At 47.8% G+C, this 15,358-nt stretch carries 13 protein-coding genes; all 13 read right to left on the minus strand.

Annotated features, from left to right (window positions below):
- Positions 1 to 12 precede the first annotated feature (12 nt).
- Positions 13 to 2,292 carry a Stk1 family PASTA domain-containing Ser/Thr kinase gene (gene pknB / locus HFE01_RS09000; protein WP_016822347.1) on the minus strand — a complete coding sequence of 760 codons (2,280 nt, stop codon included), beginning with the start codon at positions 2,290 to 2,292 and terminating at the stop codon, positions 13 to 15.
- Positions 2,289 to 3,065: a Stp1/IreP family PP2C-type Ser/Thr phosphatase gene (locus HFE01_RS09005; RefSeq protein WP_016822348.1), complete on the minus strand. Its 777-nt coding sequence runs from the start codon at positions 3,063 to 3,065 to the stop codon at positions 2,289 to 2,291. Before HFE01_RS09005 ends, pknB begins: the two co-directional genes overlap by 4 nt.
- Positions 3,066 to 3,071: 6 nt before the next feature.
- Positions 3,072 to 4,112 carry a dual-specificity RNA methyltransferase RlmN gene (rlmN, locus tag HFE01_RS09010; RefSeq protein WP_025365198.1) on the minus strand — a complete coding sequence of 347 codons (1,041 nt, stop codon included), beginning with the start codon at positions 4,110 to 4,112 and terminating at the stop codon, positions 3,072 to 3,074.
- A gap of 186 nt (positions 4,113 to 4,298) precedes the next feature.
- Positions 4,299 to 5,714 carry a 16S rRNA (cytosine(967)-C(5))-methyltransferase RsmB gene (rsmB, locus tag HFE01_RS09015; protein ID WP_026065454.1) on the minus strand — a complete coding sequence of 472 codons (1,416 nt, stop codon included), beginning with the start codon at positions 5,712 to 5,714 and terminating at the stop codon, positions 4,299 to 4,301.
- A complete protein-coding gene (gene fmt, locus HFE01_RS09020) occupies positions 5,711 to 6,670 on the minus strand; it encodes a methionyl-tRNA formyltransferase (RefSeq protein WP_025365200.1) in 960 nt (319 codons plus the stop codon). The genes rsmB and fmt overlap by 4 nt, the downstream gene beginning before the upstream one ends.
- A gap of 6 nt (positions 6,671 to 6,676) precedes the next feature.
- Positions 6,677 to 7,174 (minus strand): peptide deformylase, encoded by a 498-nt coding sequence (gene def, locus HFE01_RS09025; RefSeq protein WP_016822352.1) that lies wholly within the window; start codon positions 7,172 to 7,174, stop codon positions 6,677 to 6,679.
- A 132-nt stretch (positions 7,175 to 7,306) separates the two neighbouring features.
- Positions 7,307 to 9,892: a primosomal protein N' gene (priA, locus tag HFE01_RS09030; RefSeq protein WP_107733366.1), complete on the minus strand. Its 2,586-nt coding sequence runs from the start codon at positions 9,890 to 9,892 to the stop codon at positions 7,307 to 7,309.
- The gene (gene coaBC, locus HFE01_RS09035) at positions 9,892 to 11,196 is read right to left on the minus strand and encodes a bifunctional phosphopantothenoylcysteine decarboxylase/phosphopantothenate--cysteine ligase CoaBC (RefSeq protein WP_107733365.1); all 1,305 of its coding nucleotides are present in this window, start codon (positions 11,194 to 11,196) and stop codon (positions 9,892 to 9,894) included. The genes priA and coaBC overlap by 1 nt, the downstream gene beginning before the upstream one ends.
- Before the next feature lie 90 nt (positions 11,197 to 11,286).
- Complete coding sequence (rpoZ, locus tag HFE01_RS09040) at positions 11,287 to 11,490, minus strand: DNA-directed RNA polymerase subunit omega (protein WP_013371850.1); 204 nt, start codon at positions 11,488 to 11,490, stop codon at positions 11,287 to 11,289.
- 121 nt (positions 11,491 to 11,611) lie between these two features.
- Entirely contained in the window at positions 11,612 to 12,184 is a 573-nt protein-coding gene (gene gmk, locus HFE01_RS09045; protein WP_016822355.1) for a guanylate kinase, read from the minus strand.
- 14 nt (positions 12,185 to 12,198) lie between these two features.
- Positions 12,199 to 12,459: an extracellular matrix/biofilm regulator RemA gene (gene remA / locus HFE01_RS09050; protein WP_005548256.1), complete on the minus strand. Its 261-nt coding sequence runs from the start codon at positions 12,457 to 12,459 to the stop codon at positions 12,199 to 12,201.
- Between the two features lie 56 nt (positions 12,460 to 12,515).
- Entirely contained in the window at positions 12,516 to 13,403 is an 888-nt protein-coding gene (locus HFE01_RS09055; RefSeq protein WP_107733364.1) for a YicC/YloC family endoribonuclease, read from the minus strand.
- A 35-nt stretch (positions 13,404 to 13,438) separates the two neighbouring features.
- Positions 13,439 to 15,325, minus strand: coding sequence for a bifunctional homocysteine S-methyltransferase/methylenetetrahydrofolate reductase (locus HFE01_RS09060; RefSeq protein WP_107733363.1), 1,887 nt, complete (start codon positions 15,323 to 15,325; stop codon positions 13,439 to 13,441).
- Positions 15,326 to 15,358: the final 33 nt, after the last annotated feature.

Below are 15,358 nucleotides of genomic sequence, written 5' to 3' on the forward strand. Positions count from 1 at the left end.
TCTCTAGTAAGTTTACTGATGCTGCACAGCCTCGATCACTTTGTCCTTCTTTTTGCGGGAACCGTGACCGGGGTTGTTTTTTTTGCTAACCGCCAACTCACTGCGCGTAACTCCTGAGGAATCGGTTCCTGGGGCAAAAGCAGAAGGATCACCATCGCCTTCTGTCCCCTCCTGGTTGTTAGAGTCGCCTCCACCATTACCACTATCGTTAGAAGATTCCCCGCTGTTTCCTTCCTCACCGTTTCCACTTCCATTCGGCGAGGAAGTACCACCAGATGTATCAGTCGGTGATGTTCCTGCAGGTGGAGCAATTTGAGGCATCGTCACCGTTCCATTTTTTGCATCAATATAAGAAACAGGATACGTGTCAACAAAAGCACCATCTCTAAATACGGAGACGACACTGTCTTTGTTAGGGGCCATCAGCAGGTTGATCGTAAACACCTGTGTCGTATTAATCGTACGGCTGCCCCACTCCTGATTTTCTCCACGTGCATCTGTATAAGTGATGCGAATTTTACTGTTTTTGCCCTCTTCCTTCGGCGCCACAGGTACATTAAACGGTAACGTAATCGCTTCTGGCGGGTAACCCGTACTTACATAAAACGTAATTTCCGTATTTGGGGGCAGATCACTGCCCGCCTCTGACGGCCATTGTTTGGTTACTTTTCCTTTATCCTGCTCATAGCTAAATTCCTCTTTAATTGAGCCAACCTTCAGCCCCGCCTTTTTGACCTCATTTTCCGCCTGGCTCTGCGTCATCCCTACCAGATTCGGCATTTTAACAGTCGCAGCGCCTTTGCTGACGGTGAGCACTACCTGAACCGAATCCTTATCAAATGGCTCATTTGCAGCAGGTGTCTGACTAATGACGGTTCCTTCAGCCTGATCACTGAACTGCTCATTTTGCTGAATCTGCGTTTCCTTAATCTGCTGGGCGGTCAGTAGCTTGACAGCATTCTCGTAGCTTTGCCCTTTGACATCTGGCATCGGGGTGAGCGGCTTGGCAATCCCGACTTTCAGACTAATCTCCGTTCCTTCCTTGACTAAAGAACCTTCAGGGTAGCTTTGATAAAAAACAACTCCCGGTGCAATCCCCTCTTTATATTCATGCTGGATTGGATCATCAATGACTAGTCCTGCTTTACTTAGAGTGACCTTCGCTTGGTCTTCTGTTTGTGTCAGTACACTTGGTACTTTCACCTCAGGTACGACAAGCACACTTTGCACATAGTACACCACGCCGCCCATGCACAAAAGTAGTACCAACACTAGTGTTACCCAGAAGATCGTTTTTTTTCTATTTTTCTTGGACGTTTGCTTGTTCGGAAGCTGTTCAGACTCCCGAGGTTGGACAGGCACATCGTCACCACTGGAAGACACACCTAATTGTTGAGGCTTAATAGCTGGGATAACCCGCGTTTGGTCCTCATCATCCAAATGTGTAAACTCCAGCTTGGATTCATTGCGCCGCCCCGGTAGCAGACAAGTCTCCAAATCCCTTAGCATTTCGTCTGCTGATTGGTAACGTTCCTCCGGATTTTTACGCATCGATTTTAGAATGACATTTTCTACACTTTGCGGAATCAACGGATTAATTTTACGCGGTTCCTCAAATTCCTCTTGCAAATGCTTGAGTGCCACACTAATTGGGCTTTCTCCCAGAAAAGGAAGCTGTGCCGTTAGCATTTGATATAAGACAATACCTAAAGAATATAAGTCCGATTTTTCGCCGGTAATGACACCCTTTGCATGCTCAGGTGAAAAATAATGAACAGAACCCACAACAGAACCTGTCTGAGTAATTGTCGTTGACGTAACAGCTCGAGCAATCCCAAAATCGGTTACCTTAACCCGTCCATTACGTCCAATTAAGATATTATGAGGCTTAATGTCCCGGTGAATAATCTGATTTTGGTGGGCATGTTCCAGCGCATCACAAATCTGGGAAGCAATCCGCACTGCTTCATCCACTTGTAATGGCGCACGTTCTTTAATAATCTCATTCAAATTTTTGCCTTCAACGCACTCCATTACAATATAATGGATTTCATCCTCTTGGCCGACATCATAAATACTGACCACGTTCGAATGAGAAAGCGAGGCCGCTGACTGTGCCTCACGCCGAAACCGGCGAATAAATTCCTCATCATGAACAAATTGCTGACGCAACACTTTTACCGCGACATTGCGATTCAGCAAAATGTCTTGAGCCTTATACACCAGCGCCATACCGCCGCCACCGATGCGCTCAATAATTTCGTACCTTCCCCCAAGCAGGTGCCCGATCATGCTTCACACCCCTTTTCACTCAATGAAACCGTGTTGTCGGGCAATTCAAACAAAGCTACAGTAATGTTATCGTCTCCACCGGCAAGCAGCGCCAGATGTAGCAAACGATCCGCACGTTCCTCCAAAGGATTTTCTGCGGCACCTACTACCTTACTGATCTGTTCTTCTGTTACCAAATTGCTTAATCCGTCACTGCATAGTAATAGTACATCGCCTTTTTCCAGCGTAATGGTGTCAATGTCCACCTTTACCTCGGAATCAGTGCCCAATGCCCGTGTCAGCACATTGCGACGGGGATGGTTCTCCCGCTCTTCCTTACTGATCTGACCGTTTTTGAACAACTCATTAACCAAAGTATGGTCTTCTGTAAGCTGACGTACCGTTCCTTTGGATATGACATAGGCGCGACTGTCACCAATATGTCCGATAATTCCAGATGCATCATTGAGCAACACGGCAACAACCGTCGTTCCCATATTATGATACTGGTCATCGCGCGCAGCCGTTTGGAAGATGACTTCATTGGCATGCAAAATAGCGTCGCTGAGCGCCGCCGTCAAAGAATGTGCGGATAATCCGCTCTCCAGCGTCGCCAAATCAGCGGCAAGTGTCTCTACCGCAAGGCGGCTGGCCGTATCACCGGCCAGATGCCCTCCCATACCATCGGCAACAATTCCAAGAATATAGCCTTGCTCCAAGTGCCTGATCCAGGCAGAATCCTCATTTACCGAACGCACACGTCCGACATGGCTGACATGAACTGTTTTGATCAAATGGTTTCACCCCAACTCCATATGCTTTGCACGCAACTGACCGCAGGCAGCGGCAATATCGTGACCCTGTTCACGCCGGATCGTCACATTGACGCCTTTTTCGGCAAGAATACGTTGAAAATTAAAAATATCGCTGCGCGATGTGCGCACATACTTGCGCTCAGGCACATGGTTGACTGGAATCAAATTGACGTGACACAGCATGTCCTTCAACACATCCGCAAGCTCTTCAGCATGTTCTGCCTGGTCGTTTACTCCACCGATCAAGGCATATTCGAACGAAATTCTCCGCCCCGTCTTAGCAAGATAATAACGAAGAGAATCCATAACATCCTTAAAAGGATAACGGCGATTTACAGGCATCAGCTTCGAACGCAACGCATCATTGGGCGCATGAATGGATATTGCCAGATTAATCTGTGTATCCTCGTCAGCAAATTTATAAATATTGGGCACAATGCCGCTGGTTGACACCGTAATATGACGTTGACCAATATTCAGGCCCTTTTCATGAATCATTGTACGCAAAAACGTCATTGTCGCTTCATAGTTCTCAAAAGGCTCACCCGAGCCCATAATCACAATACTGCTCACTCGTTCATTCGTTTTATCCAGAATTTTCTGAGCCTGCACCACCTGTGCCGTAATTTCGCCAGCCGTCAGGTTTCTTTTGAGACCCCCAAGCGTCGAGGCACAAAAAGTACAGCCAATCCGGCAACCCACTTGAGTCGTTACACAAATACTGTTTCCGTAATTATGTCTCATGATAACCGTCTCAATAGCATGGTCATCGTGTAAGCCAAACAGAAATTTAACAGTCCCATCTTTCGATTCCAACTTTGTTATTTCGTGAAGCGTCACAAAACTGAATTGCTCCTCCAGCTTTTCTCTCAGCCCCTTGGACAAATTCGTCATCTCACTGAAATTATTGACCCGCTTTACATACAGCCAGTCAAAAATTTGTCCTCCCCGAAAGGCAGGCTCACCGTTGTTTTTGGCCCAGTCCTGAAGCTCTTCCAGTGTTAAATCATATATAAAAGGTTTCATCAATATTTGCACCCGTTCCTTCTTCATTAAGTTCTGTTTAATCGCAGACAGTGTTTTTCATTCTTCCTATTTTAGCACAAATCCCTGAGGGGGTAAAAATTTTTCATTTTCATGCAAAAAACCGCCGGAAGTGTCCGGCGGATTGTGGAAATACTGGTGGGCAGCTACCTGGAATTCTCTTCCGAGCTACTTTACCCGGCGCAGACGCGCAATATAAAATCCGTCACTGTGAAAATGCTGCGGTAACAGCTGTACCGAGCCTTTCTGTATACCATCCATTTCATGACTCACGGCTGGAAAAGAATGATCCTTTGCCAACTCATACTCTGGATGTTCGCTTAAAAACCGAGCCAATTGTCCTTCATTTTCGTCAGGCTCAATCGTGCAAGTACTGTATACCAGAATACCACCCGGCTTTAACAGTCCGGCCACACTATCCAGCAACTCGTGCTGCAGTTGAGTAATGTCGCGAACATCCTGCGCAGTTTTGCTCCAACGCAGATCAGGTTTACGGCGAATCACCCCAAAGCCCGAGCATGGCGCATCCAGCAAAATACGGTCAAAAGAAGCCGGAGCATATCGTTCCTTTAGATCCAACGCATCACCAGTAACCGTCTCAACAGCATCCAGGCCAAGCCGATTCGCTTGCTCACGGATTAGTTGATGCTTATGGGCATGCAGATCGTTTGCAACGATCCGGCCGCGATCCTTCATCAACTCAGCCATATGAGCTGTTTTGCCACCTGGAGCTGCGCAGCAATCCAGCACCGCCATGCCAGGCTCAGGAGCGACCGCTTCAGCAACAAGCATGGAGCTTTCATCCTGTACAGACAACAATCCGTCCGTATACCACGAGGTAAGCGCCATATTTCCGCCGCTACGAACAACAATCCCATAGGGGCTAACGGCCGAAGGAACGGCATCAATGCCTTTTGCAATCATCTCGTCCAGCAGCTGATCACGACTGGTCATCGTCGTATTCACTCGCACGCTGACTGCAGGGGGCTCGTTATTAGCCTTGCAGATAGCCTCAGCTGTATCGGTACCGTATTGCTTGATCCAGCGCTTAACTAGCCACTGTGGATGGGAATGTTCTAACGAAATCCGTTCCTCTGCTGACAAACCGTCAGGAATACGCAGCTTGTCCGACTCACGCAGCATGCTGCGAAGCACACCATTGACCATACCGGAAATCCCCTGATGCCCGCGCCGCTTGGCAATGGTCACTGCTTCACTAACAACTGCATGATCCGGAACTCGATCCAGATACACCAGCTGATATACGCTCATCCGCAGCAACGAACGTACCCAAGGCTGAAGCTTGGCCGTTCCTTTTTGAACAAATTTATTCAAAAAATAATCCAGTGTATTTCGGCGTGCCACTGTACCGTATACAAGTTCCGTCGTCAAACCAACATCACTTGCAGATAAACCTGCCTGCTGAAGCCGGCGATTGAGCTCAAGATTGCTATACGCGCCCTCTTGCTCCACACCGGTCAGCACGTCAAGTGCAACTTCCCGCGCCGTCTGTTTGCGAGTTTTGTCGGATCTGGTCCCCACTCCCTTGCGTTGGTCTCCCTGACGGGAGTGTCCCCCGCTCATCCGAGCACCGTGCCGGGCTTCATCTGTCCGCCGCGTGCAAAGGTTCCGGCTTCCATAACCTTCTTACCTGCCGGTTGAACCTGGGTCAGCCAGAGAGTGCCTTCGCCTGTCTGCACCTCAATGCCACGGGCGGTTAATTGAAGAACCGTGCCGGGTGCTGGAGCATTTGAGCCACTCGCTTCATTATTTATGGAAGGCTGCTCCGCAGCCCATATTTTAAAAACATTGTTCTCCCAAAGTGTAAACGCGCCAGAAAAAGGAACCAGACCGCGAACCCGGTTGTATATTTGCTCTGCATTATCACTCCATGTAATGCGCTCATCATCACGGTTCAGGTTCGGGGCATAGGTCGCCTCGTCCTCATTTTGCGGCGTACGGTCTGATTGCCCTGCCAGCAACTTGGGCAGCTCGTCCTGCAAAAGTCTAGCTCCGGCTACACTTAGCTTTTCAAAAATTGTGCCCGATGTATCCTCCGGCTCTATAGCCACCTCAACCCGCGATATCATATCGCCGGTGTCCAGCCCTTCCGCCATATACATTAGCGTCACACCTGTCACAGTTTCACCGTTAATAATCGCACGCTGGATCGGTGCACCTCCCCGATATCGGGGAAGTAACGAACCATGCACATTCAGACAGCCGAAACGAGGCAGGTCTAATACGGATTTAGGCAAAATTTGTCCATAAGCTGCGGTTACGATTAGATCGGGACGCAATTCCGCCACCTGAGCTACCGCTTCCGGTTGACGCAGGCGTGTCGGTTGCAGCACAGGCAATCCACGCTTCTCAGCCGCTTCCTTGACTGGTGTAGGCGTCAATATTTTTTTCCGTCCCTGTGGCTTATCTGGCTGAGTAATTACACCGACCACGTTATATCCGTTGTCCAGCAACATGTTCAGCGATGGGACTGCAAATTCAGGTGTACCCATAAAGATAATACGAATGTCTTGGCTCATCGAACCTCACTCCCCTGTCTGACGGTTCGGTCCTGGCTGTTCCAGAGCAACCTCATATACTTTTTCTGCAATATCCGTGAACAATACTCCATTTAGATGATCAATTTCATGCTGAAAAGCACGAGAAAGCAACCCTGTCGCTGTAACGGTAATAGCCTTGCCCTCGCGATCCAGTCCCTTGACTGTAACCTTCTCGGCACGACGTACATCCCCGTTCAACCCTGGAATACTTAGGCAGCCTTCAGGTCCCAATTGCTCTCCTTCTTCGGCCACAATTTCTGGATTGATCATTTTTATCAAGCCATGCTCATCTCCAGCATCTACGACGATGAGCCTCTTCAAAATACCTACTTGTGGAGCAGCTAGACCTACTCCTTCCGCTTCATACATCGTATCTGCCATATCGTCCAGCAGCTTTTGCACATTAGGCGTAACTTTAGTAACTTCCTTTGCTACTTTGTGCAATACGTCATCCGGCTCCAACACTATAATTCTAATTGACATGACAACAGAACACCTTCCTCTTTTTCCTTCATTTAGGCTTTACTGTATTCATCACAAAAGCGACTGCTACATTATCCTATGTACGGACGGCTTGTCCGCATCAATTGTGCGAATAACTTTAGTGTTAACACTCTACATCAGCATCTGCGGATCAACATCCAGACTAATCAGCAACTTTTGTGCCTGCGCAGATTCGGCCATTTCATCAGCCACTTGCTGAGCCAAACCAATCGCGTCAATATTTCCACGCCATTTTATCATACATTGAAATCGGTATCTATTCTTGATTCTCGAAATGGGTGAAGCTACTGGCCCCAAAATGTCCAATACATCCGATGTAAGCCGGTCCATATTCCCGAACCAGCCCCGTTGTCTGGCTCGTCCCTGTAGTGTCGCTGAATAATTTTCAGCCAATCGGACTAGCACTGGAAGCTGTTCATGAGAAAAGGTCACCAAAATAAGTCGGCAATATGGCGGGTAGTGCAAATTACGGCGGTGTTTCAACTCTTCCCTCACAAAAGATGAATAATCATGACGGCTTGCATGAACCACCGAATAATGCTCTGGAGTGTAGGATTGTACGAATACTTCCCCCGGCAATTGATGCCTTCCAGCACGCCCGGCTACTTGTGTTAACAGCTGAAAGGTCTTTTCCGCAGCCCGAAAATCCGGTAAATTAAGAGCAGAATCCGCAGTAATGACACCTACCAGCGTTACATCGGGAAAGTCCAGCCCTTTGGCTACCATTTGAGTACCCAGTAGTACGTCTGCTTTTTTATCACGAAATTGCTTAAGCAGCTTTTCATGAGCGTTTTTTTCAGTCGTTGTATCAACATCCATTCGGACAACACGTATACCAGGGAATAGCTTAGCCAACTCTTCTTCCACTCGCTGAGTACCTGTACCAAAGTAACGAATATGCTCACTACCGCATTCCGGGCAAGTCTGAGGTACAGGCTCGGAATATCCGCAATAATGACAACGTAAATTGTTCGACCGCTGATGATAGGTAAGCGAAATATCACAATCCGGACATCCCGCCACATAGCCGCAGCTCCGGCACATGACGAACGTGGAGTGACCACGCCGGTTCAACAGTAATACCGTCTGCTCGTTACGCTCTAATCGCTCTGCGATTCCATTATGCAACGCACGGCTGAACATGGAGCGGTTGCCGGCCCGTAGCTCCTCACGCATGTCCATGATATGGACTTCGGGTAACGTGTTCCCCAATGCGCGGGTCGGCATTTCAAGCAGCAGCGGCGCAAACTCGTCATTGCTTTGGGAGCGGGCAGCATAATAGCTTTCCAGTGACGGTGTAGCTGAACCGAGAATAACGACAGCCCCGTGCTGGTGCGCTCTGCGAATGGCTACATCACGCGCATGGTATTTGGGCGTCTCTTCCTGCTTATAGGACGTTTCGTGCTCCTCATCCATAATAATGAGCCCTAGCTCACGAAAAGGGGCAAATACCGCTGAACGAGCGCCAATCGCTACTTTTACACGGCCTTCGCGTATTTTGCGCCACTCATCGTACCGTTCTCCCCCGGACAATCTACTGTGCATCACTGCGACCTGGTCGCCAAAACGTCCTTTGAAACGTTCGACCATTTGTGGAGTTAATGATATTTCGGGTACGAGCACAATCGCCTGGCGATTCTGCTCGATACATCGCTGAATGGTCTGCAGATAGATTTCCGTCTTACCGCTTCCTGTGACTCCATGCAGCAAATAAGCTCCTTGCTCACGCATGTCCAGCTGACGAATAATCCGTTCATACACCGACTGCTGCTCTACCGTAAGAGGGAGTGGGTCTGTAGGTTTGAAGTGTCTGCCCCGGTAGGGATCGCGGAACACTTCAACATCTTCCTGTAATACATAGCCCTTATCTTCCAGTGCCTTAACCGTCGCAGCTGATACACCTAACGAGGTCATAACTTCCTTCAGCGGCAGAGGCAGAAACTCGCTACGTTCCAGCAAAAAAGCAAGTACCTCCCGCTGACGCTGCGCCTTGGCAGAAAATTGCTCCAGTGCCATGGATGCTTCATCTATGCTGATAGCCAGATCAACAGCTTTCATCGTCTTTTTGCCAAGCTTGTCTTTAATAACCTGGCTTTCCTGAAGCACTCCGCGGCGTAACAGCGATTTAATAACCTCCGCCTCCTCGGGGAAACGTCTACTAAGTTGCTGCAACGGGACTTGCTCCTTATTCTGAATGAAGCTGACAATCTGACGCTCCGCCGGGTCGCTCATACCGTCGTCAGTCAGAAGGGCCCATTCGATCTCATCCCCCTGATTAGACAGCATAGACAGCATAGACCGCTGTGGATTCATAGACTCTTGCTGTTCGGCAATGGAGATATAACGTTCCGCCTTGCCCTTAAGCGCGGTAGGAATCATCACTTGCAGTGCCATAATTTGATTACAAGCATAACGCTCGCTCATCCATTTGCCCAGTTCAACCAAATCGGGAGATAAGGGCGGTACCAGATCCAGCAACTCCTGAATCGCCCTCATCCTATATTTCGGCGGCTCTTCAGCTGGAACTACCGAGATAACAAAAGCCTGCACCGTCCGTTTGCCAAATGGCACAGCTACCCGACTACCTGGCTCAATCCAAGGTCTCATGGAATCTGGGATCAGATAATCGAAGGTACGATCTGTATCCTTGGCAGGTACATCGACAATGACCTTGGCAACTAAATTGCCTGTCTCCATTAATGCAGCACCCCACCCATGCGTCCCGCGGCTAGAGTAAGCAATTTACGCGCAACCTCTTCCTTTGACTGTACAGGAATCTGCTCTACCATCCCGCTTCGGTCATATATTTGAACAGCATTTGTATCGACGCCAAAACCTGCACCATCCACAGTTACATCGTTTGCCGCAAGCAAATCACAATTTTTACGTTCTAATTTATCTATTGCATACGTCTCCAAATTTCCCGTTTCTGCTGCAAAACCAATTAAAAATTGATGTTTCTTGCTGCGTCCGAGTGATTCCAGAATATCGACGTTCTTCACTAACTCCAGTGTAAATACACTATCTTTTTTCTTGATCTTGGTCTGTGCCACCTCACGTGGTCGATAATCTGCAACGGCAGCAGCCATAACGACCATATCACTCGTTTCCCATTGTTTTAGCACAGCCTGGTACATGTTTTCAGCTGACTGGACTCTTTCAAGCGAAATACCTGAAGGCGGTTCCGCACTGGTATTGGCAGCAATCAAATGCACCTCTGCCCCCATCTCCTGAGCCACTTTTGCAATGGCAAAGCCCATTTTACCAGATGAATCATTCGTAATATAACGGACAGGATCAATTCGCTCAATCGTGCCTCCAGCCGTGACAATGACTTTTTTTCCCGAAAGCGCTAATTCATTCTTATCTACAAGTCGCTCGGTTACTTGTTTCTCCGTAGATTCTTCTCCAAACCACCGTGCTTCAGACTTGATTGTAGCTTCAGGCTCCTGAGCTTGCTGATCAAAAAAGCGCTCAATCGTTTGCACAATAGTTTCTGGCTCTTCCAAACGTCCTTTGCCAACATAACCACAAGCCAGTAATCCTTCACCAGGCTCAATCATCTTCACACCACGGGATACCAGTGTCTCCATATTTTGCATGACTGCAGGATGAGTGTACATATGTACATTCATCGCAGGGGCCACCATAATAGGCGCTGTCGTAGCCAGCAACGTTGTCGATAACATATCATCAGCAAGACCATGCGCCATTTTCCCGATGATATTCGCCGTTGCAGGAGCAACTAGCACCAGATCAGCCGCATCCGCCAGATGAATATGGGATACGATAGACGGCTCTCTTTCATCAAATGTATCACTGTACACCGGATTGCGAGAGAGTGACTGCAGCGTAAGTTCGGTAATAAACTCCTTGGCAGAAGCCGTCATAATCACATGTACATCGGCTCCCTTTTGCGTCAACTTACTGCAGAGCGCAGCCCCTTTATAGGCAGCAATTCCGCCGGTTATACCAAGAATAATAACTTTCCCCTTCAACATCGTTAACTCCCCCTGACCGAAAAAAATAACAACCTTGCGGTTGTCAAAGGAATTGGCATTGCGCCTGGTTATAATGATTGTCTATAATTCTTATTCTTCTTCGCCGCTTTCAAGCAAAAGATGATCTGCATAGATCTCTTCCAGAGCTACTCCAACCTGTTTGTGAGATTTAGGACTCTTCAAGCTCGTCTTCTCGCCCTCACGCAACTGTCTAGCACGGCGTGATGCCGCTACAACCAGCGAATATTTACTATCTACCTTTTTCATCATTTCATCAATGGAAGGATACAGCACGAATAGACACCTCTTCATGTAGTTTTAAGCTGTATAAGCTGAACTCCAGTGTACACCTTCAAGCTCAGCTTATACAGTATTATTTCTCTTTTGGTACGCTTGGCATATGTAAAGCCCTCGCTTAAGGTCGAACCTTACAATGTTCGGCGATAATAATGGATTCTATTCGTTTACAAGCGAAATCAATCTCATCATTGACAACCGCATAATCATAGTGACGCAACAGGTTCATCTCGTCCACAGCTACCGACATACGGTGATCAATGGTTGCTTGAGTTTCTGTGCCACGTCCCCGAATTCTATCCTTCAACTCATCCAGCGAAGGTGGAAGCAAGAATATAAATATGCCTTCTGGAAATTTTTCTTTAACCTTTAGCGCGCCCTGAACTTCAATTTCCAGAAAGATATCTTTACCCTGCGCAAGCGTCTGGTCTACAAAATCACGTGGAGTGCCATAGTAGTTACCTACATACTCTGCGTACTCCAACAATTCATCCCGTTCAATCATCCCTAAAAAATCTTCACGCGTTTTGAAAAAATAGGTCACTCCATCTTGCTCGCCCGAACGAGGTGTTCGAGTTGTAGCAGAAACAGAATACGTTATCTCAGGTAGCTTTTCGCGCAATGCATTGCCTACCGTTCCTTTACCGACCCCCGAAGGTCCGGATATTACAAATAATAATCCCTTAGCCATAGTACACTCCATTTTTATTCGTCATTGTCATCATCTTTAGTGGATAGGCGATGAGCGACCGTCTCCGGCTGCACCGCAGACAGGATTACATGATCACTGTCTGTAATAATAACAGCCCGTGTCCGGCGGCCATAGGTAGCATCAATTAGCATATGACGGTCCCTGGCTTCCTGTATAATCCGCTTGATCGGAGCAGACTCCGGACTGACGATGGAGATTATTCGGTTGGCCGACACGATATTGCCAAAGCCAATATTGATCAATTTGATTGCCATATTCAGGTCTTTCCCCCTATACATGTGACTATTGCAGCCGTGCCGCTACCAGGTAGCTACTCAATATTTGCAGCCTGCTCACGAATTTTTTCGAGCTCTGCTTTCATCTCAACGACCAAGTTAACTAATGTGAGATGATTAGCCTTAGAGCCGATCGTGTTGACTTCCCTGTTCATTTCCTGGATTAAAAAATCTAATTTGCGACCGGCCGGCTCGTCCGACAGCAGCAATCTTTTGCACTGTCCAAAATGACTTTGAAGCCGGGTAAGCTCCTCATCAATATTGCTGCGATCCGCGAATAACGCAATCTCCATTCCGAACTTATGTTCATCAAGCGTAAATGAACCGTCCTGAAGCTCTTTAAGCCTGTTCTTCAGCCTGTTACGGTAGTCGCTCACAACATGAGGAGCCAACACCGCCATTTCATGATGAAAGGATTCCAAACGTAAAATGCGGGATTCCACATCTTGTACCAAATGCCCGCCTTCTCGCCTTCTCATCTCCAGCAAACCTTGCAAAGCTTTATTCAAAGCTCGCTGTAGTTGCTCTTCCCAGTCATCTTCGTCTCCATTGCAAGCCTCTCCAGGCTCACCCAGAACATCAGGCAAAGCAAGGATATCACTTATACCTAACGTTCCTTTAACGCCATAACGATCCGCCAGCTGCTCCGCTGCACGCAGGTAAGCCTGCACCACAGTGTCATTCAACCGTGCGGCGGGTATCTGTTCTTCATCACGTTCCCTGTGGATGAAAACATCGATACGACCGCGTTTAATCTGCTGTTGAACCGTTCTTCTCAAGCCATCTTCATAACGAGTCCATTCACGTGGAATTCTCATCATCACTTCGCAATAGCGGTGATTGACCGATTTCAATTCCAAGCGCACTTTATACCCCTCATGATGAAGGATGGCTTGACCGTATCCGGTCATACTCAATGACATCGGCATCACATCCATTATACTATTGTAATTGATTATTATAGTCGAAACAAGGGGGCCTGTACTCGGCCTGATTTTTCCCATACATATGAAGTCAGCTCAGCTGTCATTTCATAGAACATAAAAGGAGTCATGAAATAGATCCCATTAAAATGTTCCATGGCCGTATCAAGCAGCTCCTTGGCAATAGACACGCCCATTGCTCGTCCTTCCGAGCCCTCCAGTCCCGACATACGTGCACGCACCTCATCGGATAACTGAATGCCTGGCACTTCATTGTGCAAGTATTCTGCATTGCGGCCACTAGCCAGCGGCATAATACCGATAAAAATCGGTATTTCCAAATGCCGTGTCTCTTCTGCAATGGCTATAATCAGCTCAGGATCGTAAACAGGCTGGGTCATAATATAATCGGCCCCGGAGGCAATTTTCTTTTCCAACCGCTGTACGGCTTTACCCAAATGCTTAACATTCGGATTAAAAGCAGCTCCCACCACAAAATTAGCTTTCTGCTTGAGTGGTTTACCGGAAAATGCGACGCCATCATTTAGCTGCTTGATCATGCGTATGATTTCAAAAGATGTCATATCATACACCGAACTGGCGCCTGGTAAATCACCAAACCGCGCCGGATCACCAGTAACCGCCAGTACATGGTCAATACCCAGTGCGTCAAAACCCATCATGTGGGATTGAGTACCAATCAGATTACGGTCACGACATGCGATATGAATTAATGGACGCAAGCCTGTTTCAATACTAACCAGATGCCCAAGCGCCATGTTGCTCATACGAGTGACTGCGAGCGAATTGTCAGCAAGTGTAAGTGCATCGGCTCCGGCTTTCTTCAAGGCATGCGCACCTTGCATAAACCGGGTAATGTCCAGATCTCGCGGAGGATCCAGCTCTACAATGACCGTATGCCGTTCCTTAACCAGATCCACAATGTTGGGTTCGCTGGCATGTCTGCCATTGCCTCGTCCCCCTTCATTTGCTGTCTGCTCCACCACATGAATGGACTCTGTCGACAAAGCTTCTTTTGGAGCCAACGGGGGCGGTTGCAAATTTTTTAAAGCTTTGGAAATAGCAGCAATATGGTCTGGCGTAGTTCCGCAACAACCACCAATCAGCCTGGTCCCGAGATCTACAAAGGACGCGGCACATTCTCCGAAATATTCAGGTGATGCACCGTATACATAGTGACCGTCCACATAATCTGCCAGTCCCGCATTTGGATATACAGACAGCGGTACAGACAAAGGACCATCCAGCTGCTCCATTACACTCATAATTCCCTGCGGACCGGAGTGACAGTTAAACCCGAGGATGTCAGCTCCTTCACTACGCAGTGTTGAAAAAGCTTCTGACACTAGAAAACCATCTTGGGTACGACCAACCTGATCGACCGCAAATTGACAAATTACCGGAATGTCACTGTATTTACGTACACTGTGAAGCGCAATGCGCATTTCGTCCAGTGAATAAAACGTTTCGCATAAAATGCCGTCAACCCCTTCGGAAAGAAGGGCATCGATCTGCTGCTCGTAGTTTCTTGACAGCTCCAGCTTGGATATGTTAAGACGTTTGCCTCCGCATATGGAACCGACCGCACCTACTACATAATGTTCAGGTCCGGCAGCAGCCTTGGCAATTCGCACACCAGCACGATTAATCTCTTCCACCTTAGATTCCAGTCCAAAGCGAGCTAACTTATAATCATTTGCAGAGAATGTATTCGTCTCCAGCAATCGTGCTCCTGCATTTAAATACTGACCATGTACGTCTGATATAACATCAGGCGAAGTAATGTTCAGTTCTTCGTAAGACGTATTTACTGGAAATCCTAGCTGGTACAAAAAAGTCCCCATAGCGCCGTCTCCGACAATAATTTCACGATTCAGCACAGTACGCAAATCCGGTTTCATGTCCTCTGCTCCACCCCGCTCTTTATTTTCATA

This window comes from Paenibacillus sp. EKM10P, assembly GCF_011800655.1.
GTDB classification, from domain to species: Bacteria; Bacillota; Bacilli; order Paenibacillales; family Paenibacillaceae; genus Paenibacillus; species Paenibacillus polymyxa.

Excerpts from the sequence above, each read along its gene's own strand:
- pknB (WP_016822347.1), bottom strand. The coding sequence starts at position 2,292 with ATGATCGGGCACCTGCTTGGGGGAAGGTACGAAATTATTGAGCGCATC.
- rlmN (WP_025365198.1), bottom strand. The coding sequence starts at position 4,112 with ATGAAACCTTTTATATATGATTTAACACTGGAAGAGCTTCAGGACTGG.
- rsmB (WP_026065454.1), bottom strand. The coding sequence starts at position 5,714 with ATGAGCGGGGGACACTCCCGTCAGGGAGACCAACGCAAGGGAGTGGGG.
- fmt (WP_025365200.1), bottom strand. The coding sequence starts at position 6,670 with ATGAGCCAAGACATTCGTATTATCTTTATGGGTACACCTGAATTTGCA.
- def (WP_016822352.1), bottom strand. The coding sequence starts at position 7,174 with ATGTCAATTAGAATTATAGTGTTGGAGCCGGATGACGTATTGCACAAA.
- priA (WP_107733366.1), bottom strand. The coding sequence starts at position 9,892 with ATGGAGACAGGCAATTTAGTTGCCAAGGTCATTGTCGATGTACCTGCC.
- coaBC (WP_107733365.1), bottom strand. The coding sequence starts at position 11,196 with ATGTTGAAGGGGAAAGTTATTATTCTTGGTATAACCGGCGGAATTGCT.
- gmk (WP_016822355.1), bottom strand. The coding sequence starts at position 12,184 with ATGGCTAAGGGATTATTATTTGTAATATCCGGACCTTCGGGGGTCGGT.
- remA (WP_005548256.1), bottom strand. The coding sequence starts at position 12,459 with ATGGCAATCAAATTGATCAATATTGGCTTTGGCAATATCGTGTCGGCC.
- HFE01_RS09055 (WP_107733364.1), bottom strand. The coding sequence starts at position 13,403 with ATGTCATTGAGTATGACCGGATACGGTCAAGCCATCCTTCATCATGAG.
- HFE01_RS09060 (WP_107733363.1), bottom strand. The coding sequence starts at position 15,325 with ATGAAACCGGATTTGCGTACTGTGCTGAATCGTGAAATTATTGTCGGA.